16 protein-coding genes are annotated in these 13,852 nt (G+C 62.7%); 9 read left to right on the forward strand and 7 right to left on the reverse strand.

Annotated features, from left to right (window positions below; genetic code table 11):
- Window positions 1-99 precede the first annotated feature (99 nt).
- Window positions 100-1,071, forward strand: coding sequence for a phytanoyl-CoA dioxygenase family protein (locus V3C40_RS00300; protein WP_331776128.1), 972 nt, complete (start codon window positions 100-102; stop codon window positions 1,069-1,071).
- Between the two features lie 82 nt (window positions 1,072-1,153).
- The gene (locus tag V3C40_RS00305; protein WP_070304600.1) at window positions 1,154-2,299 is read left to right on the forward strand and encodes an alpha-hydroxy acid oxidase; all 1,146 of its coding nucleotides are present in this window, start codon (window positions 1,154-1,156) and stop codon (window positions 2,297-2,299) included.
- A 40-nt stretch (window positions 2,300-2,339) separates the two neighbouring features.
- On the opposite strand, the gene V3C40_RS00310 is transcribed toward V3C40_RS00305, so the two are convergent.
- The 4 genes from V3C40_RS00310 to V3C40_RS00325 form a co-directional block, all read right to left on the reverse strand.
- Window positions 2,340-3,044 carry a hypothetical protein gene (locus V3C40_RS00310; RefSeq protein ID WP_139143480.1) on the reverse strand — a complete coding sequence of 235 codons (705 nt, stop codon included), beginning with the start codon at window positions 3,042-3,044 and terminating at the stop codon, window positions 2,340-2,342.
- 120 nt (window positions 3,045-3,164) lie between these two features.
- A complete protein-coding gene (locus V3C40_RS00315) occupies window positions 3,165-3,671 on the reverse strand; it encodes an AAA family ATPase (protein ID WP_331776129.1) in 507 nt (168 codons plus the stop codon).
- Window positions 3,672-3,924: 253 nt separating this feature from the next.
- On the reverse strand, window positions 3,925-4,665 hold the full coding sequence (locus V3C40_RS00320) for a CPBP family intramembrane glutamic endopeptidase (protein ID WP_219327254.1): 741 nt from the start codon (window positions 4,663-4,665) through the stop codon (window positions 3,925-3,927).
- Window positions 4,666-4,700: 35 nt separating this feature from the next.
- Window positions 4,701-6,284 (reverse strand): sensor domain-containing diguanylate cyclase, encoded by a 1,584-nt coding sequence (locus V3C40_RS00325; RefSeq protein WP_331776130.1) that lies wholly within the window; start codon window positions 6,282-6,284, stop codon window positions 4,701-4,703.
- A gap of 139 nt (window positions 6,285-6,423) precedes the next feature.
- On the opposite strand from V3C40_RS00325, the gene V3C40_RS00330 reads away from it, so the two are divergent.
- The 7 genes from V3C40_RS00330 (at window position 6,424) to V3C40_RS00360 (ending at window position 11,322) form a co-directional block, all read left to right on the forward strand.
- On the forward strand, window positions 6,424-6,987 hold the full coding sequence (locus V3C40_RS00330; protein WP_034751971.1) for a GNAT family N-acetyltransferase: 564 nt from the start codon (window positions 6,424-6,426) through the stop codon (window positions 6,985-6,987).
- Entirely contained in the window at window positions 6,984-7,331 is a 348-nt protein-coding gene (locus V3C40_RS00335) for an SMI1/KNR4 family protein (protein WP_046684058.1), read from the forward strand. The genes V3C40_RS00330 and V3C40_RS00335 overlap by 4 nt, the downstream gene beginning before the upstream one ends.
- Window positions 7,332-7,346: 15 nt before the next feature.
- On the forward strand, window positions 7,347-7,886 hold the full coding sequence (locus V3C40_RS00340) for a GNAT family N-acetyltransferase (protein WP_331776131.1): 540 nt from the start codon (window positions 7,347-7,349) through the stop codon (window positions 7,884-7,886).
- Window positions 7,883-8,584, forward strand: coding sequence for a response regulator transcription factor (locus tag V3C40_RS00345; protein ID WP_331776132.1), 702 nt, complete (start codon window positions 7,883-7,885; stop codon window positions 8,582-8,584). The genes V3C40_RS00340 and V3C40_RS00345 overlap by 4 nt, the downstream gene beginning before the upstream one ends.
- On the forward strand, window positions 8,581-9,804 hold the full coding sequence (locus V3C40_RS00350) for a sensor histidine kinase (RefSeq protein WP_331776133.1): 1,224 nt from the start codon (window positions 8,581-8,583) through the stop codon (window positions 9,802-9,804). The genes V3C40_RS00345 and V3C40_RS00350 overlap by 4 nt, the downstream gene beginning before the upstream one ends.
- A gap of 72 nt (window positions 9,805-9,876) precedes the next feature.
- Window positions 9,877-10,758 (forward strand): alpha/beta hydrolase family esterase, encoded by an 882-nt coding sequence (locus tag V3C40_RS00355; RefSeq protein ID WP_331776134.1) that lies wholly within the window; start codon window positions 9,877-9,879, stop codon window positions 10,756-10,758.
- A gap of 60 nt (window positions 10,759-10,818) precedes the next feature.
- A complete protein-coding gene (locus V3C40_RS00360; RefSeq protein ID WP_319991157.1) occupies window positions 10,819-11,322 on the forward strand; it encodes a DUF1993 domain-containing protein in 504 nt (167 codons plus the stop codon).
- A gap of 3 nt (window positions 11,323-11,325) precedes the next feature.
- On the opposite strand, the gene V3C40_RS00365 is transcribed toward V3C40_RS00360, so the two are convergent.
- Genes V3C40_RS00365 through V3C40_RS00375 form a run of 3 tightly spaced genes read right to left on the reverse strand, consistent with a single transcriptional unit; the run spans window position 11,326 to window position 13,708 of the window.
- Complete coding sequence (locus V3C40_RS00365) at window positions 11,326-11,781, reverse strand: hypothetical protein (RefSeq protein ID WP_331776135.1); 456 nt, start codon at window positions 11,779-11,781, stop codon at window positions 11,326-11,328.
- Window positions 11,778-12,749: a D-2-hydroxyacid dehydrogenase gene (locus tag V3C40_RS00370; protein WP_331776136.1), complete on the reverse strand. Its 972-nt coding sequence runs from the start codon at window positions 12,747-12,749 to the stop codon at window positions 11,778-11,780. Before V3C40_RS00370 ends, V3C40_RS00365 begins: the two co-directional genes overlap by 4 nt.
- Complete coding sequence (locus tag V3C40_RS00375; RefSeq protein ID WP_034751962.1) at window positions 12,746-13,708, reverse strand: LysR family transcriptional regulator; 963 nt, start codon at window positions 13,706-13,708, stop codon at window positions 12,746-12,748. Before V3C40_RS00375 ends, V3C40_RS00370 begins: the two co-directional genes overlap by 4 nt.
- Window positions 13,709-13,852: the final 144 nt, after the last annotated feature.

Consider the following 13,852-nt stretch of genomic DNA (forward strand, 5'->3'; position numbering starts at 1 on the left):
TATGGATGATCAGGATAGTATCAGTATTGGTCGCTCCGCACGCATTTCCCTCTAATCTTCCGTCGCACAATCTGTCTCACACCAACACAGGAGACAGCGATGCAAGACCAGGTTCAGTATGTAAACCCGCAGTACGGCGAAGACCGTCCCGGCAACCCGTCCGTGGCCTACACGGAACAAACCCAGTTGCGCGACATCCAGAAACAGCTGCCGTTGCGCGTGCTGTCCGACAGCGACTTCTTGCACTGGCAAACCTACGGCTACGTCATCGTCAAGGATGCCGTATCGCCCGAGCAGGTGCGCCGTACAACGGACTTTCTGTGGGAATTCCAGGGACTCGATGAGAACGATCCGGCCACTTGGAACCGGGACCAGTTGCGCGACCACGCGATGAAGGAACTCAACGGTTCCGGCATGGTCGAGGCGTATCACAACCAGACCCTGTGGGACAACCGCCAGACCCAGCGCGTCTATGACGCCTTTGTCGACATCTGGGACCGCGAAGACCTGTGGGTGACGATCGACCGCGCCAACCTGAACACGCCGAACAATGGCAAGCGCAAGTTTGGCGGCTTCATCCACTGGGATGCCGACACCACGCTCGACCCGCTGCCCGTCAACGTGCAAGGCGTGCTGGCCCTGTCCGATACGTCGCCCGAGAGCGGCGGTTTTCAATGCTATCCGGAACTGTTCAACAACTTGCTGGCGTGGCGCAAGACCGTGCCGCTTGACCGCAACCCATGGCAGCCGGACCTGGCGAAGGTGCCGTACCCGATGGAATTCATCGCCATGAAGAAAGGCGAGTTGCTGATCTTCAACAGCCTGCTGGCGCACGGCATCCGCCCGAACACGTCGACGGACCAGGTGCGCCTGGCCCAATACATTTCCTTTACGCCGGCCCAGGAAGACAATCAGTCCCTGCGCGACTGGAGGGTGCAAAGCTGGCGCGAGCGCAGCGCGCCGCAAGGCTATGCGTTTCCCGGCGACCCCGAGGAAAAGGAAAAGCTGCGTTATCCGCAAGCGCGCCTGACGGAGTTGGGCGAGAAAATCCTCGGCGCACGCGCTTGGTAAGTGTGGCGGCATTGCCTGCCGGATAGACAATTGCAGGCAAATGCACGATCATGGCTTGACTTGCCATCGACCGAGGAAACGCATGAGTATCATCACCAGCATCGAAGACTTGCGCGTGCTGGCCCAGAAACGGGTGCCGCGCATGTTTTACGACTACGCCGATTCCGGCTCCTGGACGGAATCGACGTACCGCGCCAACAACAGCGATTTCGCCAAGATCAAATTCCGCCAGCGCGTGGCCGTCAACCTGGAAAACCGCAGCCTGGCCTCGACCATGGTGGGCCAGCACGTATCGATGCCGGTGGCCCTGTCGCCCACGGGCTTGACGGGCATGCAGCATGCCGATGGCGAAATCCTCGCGGCCCAGGCGGCCGAGCGCTTCGGTGTGCCGTTTACCCTCTCGACCATGAGCATCTGCTCGATCGAGGACGTGGCGGCGAACACGACAAAGCCGTTCTGGTTCCAGCTGTACGTGATGAAGGACCGCGAATTCATCAACCGCCTGATCGACCGCGCCAAGGCGGCGAAATGCGGCGCGCTCGTGTTGACCCTGGACTTGCAGGTGCTGGGCCAGCGCCACAAGGACTTGCGCAACGGCCTGTCGGCGCCGCCGAAGCTGACGATTCCGAACATCATCAACATGGCCACCAAGCCGCGCTGGGTGGCGGGCATGCTGGGCACGAAGCGGCGCGGTTTTGGCAACATCGTCGGCCACGCCACGTCCGTGTCCGACATGTCGTCGCTGTCGGCCTGGACGCAGCAGCAGTTCGACCTGAGCCTGTCGTGGGCGGACGTGGAATGGATCAAGCAGCGCTGGGGTGGCAAACTGATCATCAAGGGCATCATGGACCCCGAAGACGCGCGCCTGGCCGTCGAAAGCGGCGCCGACGCGCTGATCGTCTCGAACCACGGCGGTCGCCAGCTCGATGGCGCGCAATCGTCGATCGAAGCCTTGCCCGCCATCGTCGACGCCGTCGGGAGCCAGATCGAAGTGCACATGGACGGCGGCATCCGCTCGGGCCAGGACGTGATCAAGGCCGTGGCCCTGGGCGCGAAAGGCGTGTACATCGGCCGCCCGTTTTTATACGGCCTGGGCGCCATGGGCGGGCCGGGCGTGACCAAATGCCTGGACATCATCCGCAACGAGCTGGACCTGACGATGGCCTTTTGCGGCTTGCGCGACTTGCAGCAGGTGGATAAAAAGATCCTGCTGCCGGGCACGTTTTAAGGCCAGTGGGGCGGCAATTGCCTGGCCGTGCTGTCACGTATCAGCGCCGGATGGAGGCCAGTCTGCCATTTGTGAAAAGCAAGGAACGCCTGCTTTCGTATAGCCACTCTTCGTGCGCGCCGGCCGCATCGGATTTTTTGTGCATGCTGACAGGTTTTCCCCAGCCGGAGGCGCGTACCTGCTTCGCGCTCATGCCAATGTTGACGTCGCCTTTTGCTCGCAGGGCGGTCTCGAAGATAATTTCCAGGATGCCTTCTTTGGCCTCTGCTATCTCGATATCTTTGGGTGGCGAGGTGAAAAGATACTCGACAAAATCCAACCGCGAGCGTTTGGCCGGATCGTAGACATTGCGAAATAGCGTCAGCGGTCCCGGCCTGGACTCGAATAGATAGAAGGAGAGCTCCAGCGCCGCGTCCTTGTCATCTTCGAAGACGATCCGCGCATAGTGCCGGAAGTCTTTATCTACATAGCTATGCACGGTGAAACTCGTCGTTTCCGTGACGACAAACTTTTTTCCAGCGGGATTCCCGTCCTCGTCCAATTCCTGGAACTCATAGCGCGAGATGGCTTGTGGATTGGGAACGATCCAATACCTGGTCTGTTTCAAGGACTCAAGCATCAATTTGGCCGCTGCCTCGTTCTTTGTCCGCGCGGCATCGACCGGCGCATATTGCGCCTGTGCGGATCCAGCCAGCAAGGCAAGCAGAATGGCCAGGCCGCTGCCGGCGAACTTCATTATTTTCACGGAGTGCTGTCCTGTTTCTTATTGTGAGACATGCAGAGTATCAGCCGAAACGAAGACATGTCAAAAAAAGCATCCTGGTCGAAAGTACACAAGCTCTTGCCGACAGCCAGCCAGGAAACATTAACGGCTTGTTTGAACGATGTAAAAACCTTCCGAAGCATCGGGCGGCACGAAGTGGCGCGTGATGGCGTCAAAATCAGCGTCGCTGGTGGAAAACGGGTGCAACCCGCTTTCATTGCGCTGGCGCAAGCGCGCCTTGCATTCTTCGTCCGGCACGTCCAGATAGTGCAGCACGTGCGCCACGTCCGCCTGCTGGAACAGCTCGCGCATCCAGGCGCGGCTGGCCGGCGTATTGGCGGGGAAATCGAGCACGACGGACACGCCCGCCTGCAGCATCTGCAGGGCCAAAGGAGCGATGGCCGCACGCAGCCGCGTAGCGCACGCCACGTAATCGGCCAGGCTGGCGATCTGGCCCGGATACAGCTGCGCCAGCAGGCTGTCTTCGCTGATGCGCACGGTCTGTGGCGCGCTGGCCAGCCGGGTTGTCAGAGTGGATTTTCCGGACGCGATCTTGCCGCAGACGAGGTGCAGGGTGGGGGGAGCGGTGGTGCTGGAAGTTGGGGACATGGTCGCTCGCTAAAAAAGAAATGAAGCCTGCGAGACGGTTTGACCAGTGACTGCACATCAAAGCCGCCTCTCAGGCGGCTTTGGCAATCACACTGCTGCTAAGCCACCATCGTTGGAATGGCGGCAATAATCGATGGCAGGGGAGGGAGTGGCGATTGCATGGGGCAACGATGCCATGCGATGGGCCGCGCTGTCAAGCCTCCCTTATGCGCGGCCATTTTCTTGGTCCATGGATGGAAAGCTTGTCGCGACATTATGGCTGCGGTTGCGATATGGCCGCGCGCTGGCTGGGCCGCAGCAGGTAGACGCCATACAGGCACAAGGGCAGCACGGCCAGCAGGGCGATATACGGCAGGATGGACGCGCCGTCTTCGGCCGGGTTCGGCAAGGTGGCCGTCACCAGTGCGTAATCCCATATCCCATGCACGAGTACCATCGGCCATATCGAACGGGTGCGCAGGCGGATGGCCGCATAGCCGACACCCTGCAAGGTGGCGGCCACAGCTTGCCACAAGGCGCCGCTGACGTCGCCCGTGGCCAGGCCGTTGGCCGTATGGGCCAGGCCGAACAGCGCCGAAGAAATCAGGACGGCCGGCCAGACGGCGTAGCGGTCCAGCATGCCCTGCAGCAAGATGGCGCGGAACATCAGTTCTTCCGAGATGGCCACCAGCGCCGCATTGCACGCGACGATCAGCAGCACGCGCGGCTGCGGCCAGCCGCCGGCCCAGGCCAGCAACAGCATCAGCAGCGCATACAGCAGGGGTGGGCAGACGAGCCACAGCGTTTTCCACGGCTGCGGCGCGCACAGGCCCGCTTCGCGGCGCTGTCGCGACGCCAGCAGCAGCGCCAGCGCGAACAGTGCGGCCAGCGCCCACGACAGGCCGATACGGCCGGTGACGGCTGCGCCCGGCAAGGCGTAGCCGGCGGCTTCCAGCCAGCGGCCGCCCATGCTCAAGCCCAGCCAGACGGCCAGTGCGATGAGGGACAGCGGCATGGTGAGAGCGATTCTTTTCCCGGACATAAGCGGCCTCATGCTGCTGCTACGCCGCCGCTGACGCGGTTGCGGCCCGTGTTTTTCGACTGGTACAGCAAGGCGTCGGCCTCGCGTATCAGCTCGCTGCTGTCCGTGGGGCGGTCTTGGCCAGGCTGGACCGTGGCCGCGCCCAGGCTGACGGTCACGACTGCGTTCGCGCTGGCCGCGTGGGGAATCTGCAAGCCTTCCACGGCCGCCCGGATGGCTTGCGCGACTTCCAGGGCGCCCGCCGCGCCCGTGCCGGGCATGATGACGGCGAACTCTTCACCGCCATAGCGGGCCGCCAGGTCTTCGGCCCGGCCGACGCTGCGCGCCACGGCACCGGAAACCGCCTGCAGGCACTCGTCGCCCGCCACGTGGCCATACTGGTCGTTGAATTTCTTGAAGAAATCCACGTCCAGCATGATCAGCGACACTTCATGCCCGCTGCGCTGGGCGCGCTTGAGTTCATGCGCCAAGGTCTCGTCGAAACAGCGGCGGTTGGCCAGCCCCGTCAAGCCGTCCTGCGCCGCCCGCGCCGCCAGGTCTGCATTCGCGTGTTGCAACTGCGTCGTGGCCACGCGCAGGCTGGCTTCGATACGGTCGCGTACGGCAATCTGCCGCATCAGCTTGCGGAACAGGTAGATCAGCGCCGCGCCTGCCGCCAGCGACGCCAGCACGATTTGTATGCTCAAGCGCTGCCATTCGGCGAAAATATCTTCCTCCGATAGCCCCGCCGCCACGATGACGGGAAAGCGCTGCAGGTGGCGATAGCTGTACAGCCGTTCGATTTCGTCCACCTTCGCCGTCATCATGGCCGTGCCGACAGGCCCTTTTTCGCGGTAGGCGCGCAGGACTGCACCCGACGAAATATCCATGCCGATGACGCCGGGCTGGAATGGCCGGCGGTAGATCAAGGTGCCGTCGTCGAGGGCAAAGAAGGCCGTGCCCGTATTGCCAAGGTTGAGGCTATCGTAGATGCGTTCGAAGGAGGCGAGCCCCAGGGTGACCAGCACCACGCCCGCAAAGGAGCCGTCCGCCAATTCCACCCGGCGCGACACGGGCAAGACCCATTGCCCGCTGGATTTGCTGCGTACGGGCGCGCTGATGCGGCTGCCCAGTTGCGCATGCGTCTTGTGATAAGTAAAGTAGTCGCGGTCCGCATTGTTGCCGTCCTGTCCGGTGCCGGACGAGCTGGCCAGCCAGTCTCCGCGGCTGTCAAAAATGAAGACGCCGGCAATTTCCACGATATTTTTCGACAGCTGCTGCAGATGCGATTGCAGCCGCTCGCCGGTCGCGTCATTATTGCCTTCGTTGCGGATGTGCTCGACGATATCTTCCAGCATCACATCGGCGACTTCCAGCTCCATGTACGCTTGGGTCGCCAGGGTGCGCGCCATGTGTTCCGTCGTCGCCCTCGCTTCGTGCAAGCGCACTTCGCGCGAAGACCAGACGATCCAGATGGTCATGCCAAGCAGCATGGCGCACATGCAAAAGAAGGCGATGCTGGCCCAGATGATCACTGGCCGCTTGTGCTTGCTCAAGACCTCGGGCTGCGCCGGGATGGCGTCGGTATGTGCTGCTTCTTTTGTTGCGTGCATAGGCGGATCATGAAGTTGCATCTATGATATGGTGAAACATTGCCATACTACATTAAAAAGCAAGATCACAAAGTTGCCACATCGTTATAGTTGCATGGAATAATAAGCGTTGCCCCTTTGAACCTTTGATTGGAGTCGCATGGCCTACACGAAAACCATCACCACTGAACGCCTGATCCTGCGCAAGCCGCAACCGTCGGATGAAGCGGACTTCTTCGCCATGCATGCCGATCCCGAAGTGATGCGCTATTTCAGCGAGCCGCCATGGCAGGATGCCAGCATCGCCGCGCGCAAGCTTGCCGAGGACATCGCCGCTTTCGAGAGCGAGGAATTCTTCCGTTTCGCCGTCACGCTGAAGGCGACGGGCGAATATATGGGCAGTTGCAGCCTGTTTTCCGAACACCGCCAGAACCGCCGTGCCGAAATCGGCTATGCGCTGGCGCGACCGCATTGGGGCAAGGGCTATATGCAGGAAGCCTTGTCGGCGCTGCTGGAATACGCGTTCATCGAGCGCGACCTGAACCGCCTGGAAGCCGATATCGATCCGCTCAATACGGCTTCGGCCAGCGCCCTGGAACGCCAGGGTTTCAGCAAGGAAGGTTTCTTGCCCGAACGCTGGATCGTCGGAGGCCACGTCAGCGATACGGCCCTGTACGGCTTGCTGCGGCGTACGTGGGAGGCACGGCGCAAAGGCGCCGCGTGAGCCAGCAGGAAACCGAAGCGCTCGAGCGCTGGCTGGGCCGCGCCTTGCCGGCGTACTACCTGCGCTTTCTCCAGGACTGGCAGGAAGGTCTCCGTGGCGAACAGGTATTGCTGTATGGCGCAGAAAGTTTGGTGGAGCGTAACGAAACATATGACACGCTGCAATCCTGCCCCGGCCACATCACCATCGGCGACGACAGCGGCGGGCGCGCCGTCATGCTGGCCCTCGATGATGGCGACCGCGCCGTGTATCTGGTGGGGCATGGATCGATGCAGCGCGACGATTTCGAACTGGCTGCCGATGATTTCATGTCCTGGCTGGCCGCCGATTGCCCGCTGGATTGAGGAGGATGTCAAGCAATGAAAGCTGTCGATTTACCCGTTTCAGCCCATCCACTGGTGACGTTGCGCCAGCTGGAACGCAGTGACGCGCCCGCCTGGTATGCGTACCTGGCCGATCCTGTTGTCGTGGAACACACGAGCTGGGACTTGCGTTGCGCCGACGATCTGCAGGCCAATTTCGATGATTACGCCTCGGCCCAGCCAGCGTCGTCCATCCGCCTGGCCATCGTGCTGCGCGAGGGCGGCCAGCTGGTGGGCACGATCGGCTTCAATGCGATTTCCCCGCAGCACCGCACGGCCGAAATCGCCTACGATCTGTCTCCTGCCGTATGGGGGCAGGGAGTGGCCACGTCCATCGCCGCGTCGGTCATGGACTGGGGCTTCCAGCGCCTGGGCTTCCTGCGCATCCAGGCAACCGTACTGGAGAGCAATGAACGTTCGATCCGCGTACTCGAGCGCTGCGGTTTCGAACGCGAAGGCTATCTGCGCTGCTACCGGCAAATTCGCGGTAGGTCCGGCAATTTCTGGCTGTATGCGCGCATTGCCCACACTCCATGAATCGCTTGCCCCTGAGCATACTGCTGGTGGAAGACCACCTGGCCATCGCGCGCCAGGTGCTCGACTTCCTCGACGGCCTGGGCTGGCAGACCGACCATGCGGGCACGGGGGCGCTGGCCGTGCAATTGGCCACGCGCAACAGCTATGACGTGGTGCTGCTGGACCTGAACCTGCCCGACATCGATGGCTTGCAAGTGTGCCGCACCATCAAGGTGGGGGCACCCAGCAATGTGCCGATCTTGATGCTGACGGCGCGCGATGCGTATGAAGACAAGGCGCGCGGCTTTCGCGACGGTGCCGACGATTACCTGAGCAAACCGTTCGACTTGCGCGAAGTGGCCTTGCGCTGCGAAGCGCTGGCGCGCCGGCACCAGCTGCATGTGCACCAGGAAATGCGCGTGGGCCCCTTCATCTTGCAGACGCGCGAAGGGCGCGCCCTGCTCGGTGACGTGGCGCTGCCTTTGACGCAGACGGGTTTTAAAATCTTGCTGCTGCTGTGCCGCGAGCATCCGCACGCCGTGTCGCGTTCGGCCTTGCTGCAGCATCTGTGGGGCAGCCAGCCACCCGACAGCGATGCGCTCAAATCGCACATCTACGCGCTGCGCAAGCAGCTGGAGCTGGCCGGCGGTGCGGGCATGCTGGTGACCATACCGCAGCTGGGCTACCGCCTTGTCTTCGACACTGCGGCGTTTCCATGAGCAAGTCGATCCGGCAGCGCCTGTTCGCTGCCCTGGCCGGCTTTACTGTCTTGCTGTGCCTGTGCTACACGGGCCTGGCGCTGGTGATTGCCTACGTGACAGAAGACATGCTGGTGCAGCGCCTGCTCGAGCGCGAAGCGGCGGTGGTCAGCCAGCGTTTGCGCCAGCACGGTGAGCTTACGCCGTCTGGTAGCGACCTCATCAAGACATACGCCAGCTACCATGATCTGCCTCAAGTGGTGCGCGAGCAAGTGCCGCCGTCAGCCCCGCGCGGGGAAGTGTTTACCACGACGGGCCAGCATTATCACGTGCTGGCGCTGGACCTCGTTGCCGCTGGCCAGCCCCAGCGCAGCTATCTGCTGGCCGATGTGGCGCCCGTGCTGGTGGTGCAGCGCCTGGCGCAAGAGGTGGGCGGTGTCGTGCTGGGCGTGGCGCTGGCGCTGATCGCGCTGGCCTTGCTGCTGGCGTACTGGCTGGCGCGGCGCCTCGTGCTGCCCCTGCAGCGCCTGGCCCGGGAAGCGCGCCAGCTGGCGCCCGGCAGCGCCGTCCATTTCAGCGAGCGTGACCGCACCGACGAGATCGGTTTCCTGGCGCGCCGCCTGGAAACCACGTTTGCCGAACTACAGGCGGTGTTGCAGCGCGAACAGGCCTTCACCCGCGACGTCAGCCATGAGCTGCGTACGCCGCTGACCTTGATGCACAACACCTTGGCGCTGGCCGAGGCGCAGCCCCTGGGCGGGCAAGAGCAGGCGCAGCTGCGGCAATCGACGGACGAGATGCGCGCCAGCATCGACGTGCTGTTCGCGCTGGCGCGGGCCGAGCAACTGCCCGGCGACGTGGTGGAGTTGCGCGGCTGTATGGAACAATGCCTGCTGCGCCTGCTCGACGAACATCCGTGGGACGCCAGCCTGCTGACCCTGGACTTGCCCGAGCGGCTGGACGTGGCGGGCAACGGGCAGCTGGTCATGTTGCTCATCAATAATTGCCTGGCGAATGCGCTGTTTCATGGCGGCCCCGATTGCCGCATCAGCATTGCGTTTGCGCAAGGCCACCTGAACATTGTCAATACCGTGCAGGCGGGGCAGCCACGGCGCGTCCACGGTTTCGCGCATGGCCAGAACCTGCTGCTGCGCCTGGCGCAAGCGATGCGCTGGGACATTGCTTTCCACCCCGGCGCGACGCAGTACCGTGTCGCCATCGTTCCCACCCAAGTGCAATAAACTCAGCGGATTTCACCGCGATTTCACCTGCTCCTGCTTATGCTGGCTGCTCTTTGACTTGAAGGGAAGCCCATGAAAATCGCCATCAGCCTGTTGATCCTGTCCTGCGTGTGCACATCCGCGCCGGCCCAGGTGAGCAGCCTCGTCTACAAGGAAGACAAGCGCCGCTACATCGTCTACACGCCGCCGTCTTACCAAAGCGCGCCGCAGCAAGCCTTTCCCGTCGTCTTCAATTTCCATGGCGGCGGCATGAGCATGGCGGAACAAATGCTGTACACGCAAATGAACAAGACGGCCGAGCGGCACCAATTCATCGTCGTGTATCCGCAAGGCATCAAGCAGGACTGGAACGTGGGCTTCGGCATGGATTACCTGGCGGGCACGGATGACGTCGGTTTCACGCAAGCCATGTTGAGCAAACTCAAGCAGGATTACCGCATCGATGACAAACGGATCTATGCGACGGGCCTGTCGCGCGGCGGTTTCTTTGCCCTGCGCCTGGCGGCCGAGCTGCCGCAGCAGTTCGCCGCCGTCGCCTCGGTGGGCGCGCCCATGCCGGAACCCGTGGTGCGGCACCATCAACAGCGCGGAAAGGTCGGCATGCTGTTGATACAGGGGACGGCCGACAAGGTCGTGCTGTACGAAGGCAAGGCCGCCGGCTACCTGTCGGCGCAGGGCACCTTTGATTACTGGCGCAAGCACAACGGCATCGATGGCGCCACGCCGCAGCCGCGCCTGATTCCTGGCCCGGCTGGCGATACGACGCAAGTAAGCTGGCTGGAGCAGGGTGGCGATGACGGCGGCGCCAGCGTTGCCTTGCTCACCGTCAAGGATGGCGGCCACACGTGGCCTGGCGCCGATGCCTTCAATGTCGGGCTGCCCATCGGCAAGACCACGCGCGCCGTCGATGCGAATGACGTCATCTGGGAATTTTTCAGCAAGCACCGGCGTTAAGGTGACGGGGACGCGGTTGCCTGTGGCACACTCTTGTCATATTGAATCTTGCACAAGGAAATGATGAACAGCCACCCCGTCACCATATTCTGCCGCTCCTTGGCGCAGCTTTCCGCCATGCTCGACAAGACCGGCACCGCGCCATCGATGCTGGCGGCGCGTTTGCACCCGGACATGCTGCCATTTGCCCAGCAAGTGCGCGCGGCAGTGAGCTTTTCCCTGCGCGGCTGCTGCCCTCTGGCAGGGCTGGACGTGGCCGATTTCAGCGCCGCCGCCAGCCTGCAGGAGCAGATCGCACAGACCACGCGCTACCTCAAGGACATTCCTGCGGAACGTTTTGACGGGCCGCCCGAACGCATCTGCCGCGACCGCGCCGGCTTTGCCGACATCGCGCTGCCGGCCGGCGAATATTTGAACTTGTATATCCTGCCGAATTTCTATTTCCACTTCAGCATGGCGTATGCGATTGCCCGCAGCCAGGGAGCCAGCATCGGCAAGGGCGATTTCGATGGCTATCACGCGTATGCGCCGGGATTTTCCTTCGAGACGCCAGTCGCATCGTAAGAACTACAGTCCCGCTTCCTTCCAGGCGGAAAACCCCAGCCGTTTCAGCAGCCGTCCCGACAGTCCGCAACTCCAGCAGCTGATCTGGATTTGCCGGTGCCGTGCCGGGTTCGCATGCCAGGCTTGCTCGGCGTAATCGAGCAGGGCGTCGCTGAGCGGGGAGGCGTCGGCTGTCGCAGGCAGGCGGTTCATCAGTTCAAACACGCCGTGTGGGGCCTCCTTGACCTGCAGCAAACCGGCCAGCAGGGCGCGCAGCACGGCGCCGTCGATGGAGCCGCTCGCTTGCGTGTAGCGTTGCCGCCAGCACAGGCTGCGCGCTTGCCACAGGGCCAGCAGTGCGGGCACGTCGGCCACCCGCAGTTGTCCGATCAGCTCGTCCGCTTCGTGAAACAGGTCGAGGCGGTCGTATTCCTCGTCGTCGCCGCACAGCAGTTCATCGAGTTCGTGCAATACGCTCATGCCACCACGTTCGTGGGCGTGCCCCGTTCGAACGCTTCCACGTTGCCGATCAGGATGTCCGCCAGCTTTTGCATGGCTTCGCCACTGGCCCAGGCCGTGTGCGGCGTGAGGATGAAGTTGGGCAGGCGTAAATTCAACAGCGGATTGTCGGGCAGCGGCGGCTCCTTCGATAACACGTCGAAGCCGGCGCCGGCGATCACGCCGTTTTTCAATGCTTCAGCCAGCGCCGCTTCATCGACAAGGCCGCCACGCGCCGTGTTGACCAACAGCGACGTCGGCTGCATGCGCGCCAGTTCTTGCGCGCCGATGATGTTGCGCGTCTTGTCCGTCAGCGGCAGGTGCAGGCTCAGCACGTCGGACGTGGCCAGCAGCTCGTCGAAGCTCACTTGCGTCACGCCGTCCTCATCGATGGGGGAGCGGTTGTGGACTTGCACCTGCATGCCGAAGGCGCGCCCCAGCTGCGCGACGGACTTGCCCAGCGCACCGTAGCCGAGCAAACCCAAACGGCTGCCGGCCAGGTCGCGGATCGGGTGGCCGAACAGGCAGAAGCGGTCCGATGCCTGCCACAGGCCCGCTTCCACGTCGGCGCGGTAGGCAAGCAGCTGGCGGCGCAGGGCCAGCATCAGTGCCAAGGTATGTTCGGGCACGGTGGCGCGCGCATAGTCGCGGATATTCGCCACGACGATGCCCCGCTCGCGGCAGGCGGCCAGGTCGATGATATCCGTGCCGGTGGCGGCCACGGCGATCATCTGGAGCTTGGGCAGCTGCGCCAGCTCGGCTGCGCGCAGCGGTACTTTATTCGTGATGGCGATGGTGGCGCCTTGCAGGCGGGATACGGTCTGTTCGCTGCCCTTGGTGTGCGCATGCTCTTCCCAGCTGTGCGCGAAGGCGGGCGGGCGCACGGTAGCGATCAGGCTGTCGCGGTCGAGAAAGACGATGCGGTGGGGCGATGTGCTTGCTGCGGTCATGGCTGGGCCTCGGTCAGGGTGGCGCGCGGGCTCGGGCTGGCGTTCTTGCCCTTGAGCTGCGTGGCCGGGTGGTTGGTAAACATGTCGGCGACCCATTCGACAAACACGCGCACCTTGGCGGACAGATGGCGGTTGGGCGGATAGATCACGTGGATGGGCAGCGGGTCGGATTCCCATTCACTGAGCAATTCCACCATTTTGCCCTGTTCTATCAGCGGCGCAAGCATGAAATGCGTCATTTGCACGATGCCCAGGCCCGCCAGGCCCGCGGCCGAGTAGGCATTCGAGTCGTTCAGGGCGATATGGCTGGGCATGGCGATCTGGATGCGTTCGCCGGCACGCGTGAAATCCCAGTCAAACGTTTTGCCCGTCTTGGCGGAGAAAAAATTCACGCCGCGGTGCCGGGGCAAGTCGTTCGGATGCAGCGGCGTGCCGTGGTGCGCCAGGTAGCCGGGCGAGGCGCACGTCATGAAGTGCAGCACGCCGACCCTGCGCGCGATCAGGTTCAGGTCGCCCAGTTCGCCGCCGCGCACGGCGCAGTCGACGCCTTCCTCGATCAGGTCGACGGGACGATCGCTGCAACCGAGCTCCAGCGAGATGTCCGGGTAGCGGGCAAAGAAATCGGGCAGGGCGGGGATGATCAGTTCGCTGGCCAGGGCCGTGGGCGCATCCACGCGCAGCCGCCCGCTGGGGCTCAATCGCGTGCGCGACAGCGATTCCTCGGCCTCGCGTACGTCCGACAGGATGCGCACGCAGCGTTCGTAATAGGCGGCCCCGTCGGACGTGATGCTGACGTGGCGCGTGGTGCGGTTAAGCAATTTAACCGACAGGCTCGCTTCCAGCGACTGGATCAGGGTCGACACGGTGGCTTTCGGCAGCTGCATGTTTTCCGCCGCGCGCGTAAAGCCGCCCGCATCGACGACTTGGATGAAAACTTCCATTGCTTGCAGCTTGTTCACTTGAATTCCTGTCACTTTATCCGTGATTATTCAGAATCCTGAACAATCAATTCGTCATTGCACTCTTTATCAGATTGTAGATCAAGTCTATAGTTGTTGTACTGCAGCATAAATGTGATGCCGCAGGCAGGACAACAGGAGAAA

Origin of the sequence: Janthinobacterium sp. LS2A, from assembly GCF_036543145.1 — a bacterium.
GTDB lineage: Bacteria > Pseudomonadota > Gammaproteobacteria > Burkholderiales > Burkholderiaceae_D > Janthinobacterium > Janthinobacterium aestuarii.

Coding starts and splice junctions, on each gene's coding strand:
- V3C40_RS00320 (WP_219327254.1), bottom strand. CDS start 4,665: ATGCCGCTGTCCCTCATCGCACTGGCCGTCTGGCTGGGCTTGAGCATG.
- V3C40_RS00350 (WP_331776133.1), top strand. CDS start 8,581: ATGAGCAAGTCGATCCGGCAGCGCCTGTTCGCTGCCCTGGCCGGCTTT.
- V3C40_RS00355 (WP_331776134.1), top strand. CDS start 9,877: ATGAAAATCGCCATCAGCCTGTTGATCCTGTCCTGCGTGTGCACATCC.
- V3C40_RS00305 (WP_070304600.1), top strand. CDS start 1,154: ATGAGTATCATCACCAGCATCGAAGACTTGCGCGTGCTGGCCCAGAAA.
- V3C40_RS00300 (WP_331776128.1), top strand. CDS start 100: ATGCAAGACCAGGTTCAGTATGTAAACCCGCAGTACGGCGAAGACCGT.
- V3C40_RS00360 (WP_319991157.1), top strand. CDS start 10,819: ATGATGAACAGCCACCCCGTCACCATATTCTGCCGCTCCTTGGCGCAG.
- V3C40_RS00370 (WP_331776136.1), bottom strand. CDS start 12,749: ATGACCGCAGCAAGCACATCGCCCCACCGCATCGTCTTTCTCGACCGC.
- V3C40_RS00315 (WP_331776129.1), bottom strand. CDS start 3,671: ATGTCCCCAACTTCCAGCACCACCGCTCCCCCCACCCTGCACCTCGTC.
- V3C40_RS00345 (WP_331776132.1), top strand. CDS start 7,883: ATGAATCGCTTGCCCCTGAGCATACTGCTGGTGGAAGACCACCTGGCC.
- V3C40_RS00325 (WP_331776130.1), bottom strand. CDS start 6,284: ATGCACGCAACAAAAGAAGCAGCACATACCGACGCCATCCCGGCGCAG.
- V3C40_RS00330 (WP_034751971.1), top strand. CDS start 6,424: ATGGCCTACACGAAAACCATCACCACTGAACGCCTGATCCTGCGCAAG.
- V3C40_RS00365 (WP_331776135.1), bottom strand. CDS start 11,781: ATGAGCGTATTGCACGAACTCGATGAACTGCTGTGCGGCGACGACGAG.
- V3C40_RS00340 (WP_331776131.1), top strand. CDS start 7,347: ATGAAAGCTGTCGATTTACCCGTTTCAGCCCATCCACTGGTGACGTTG.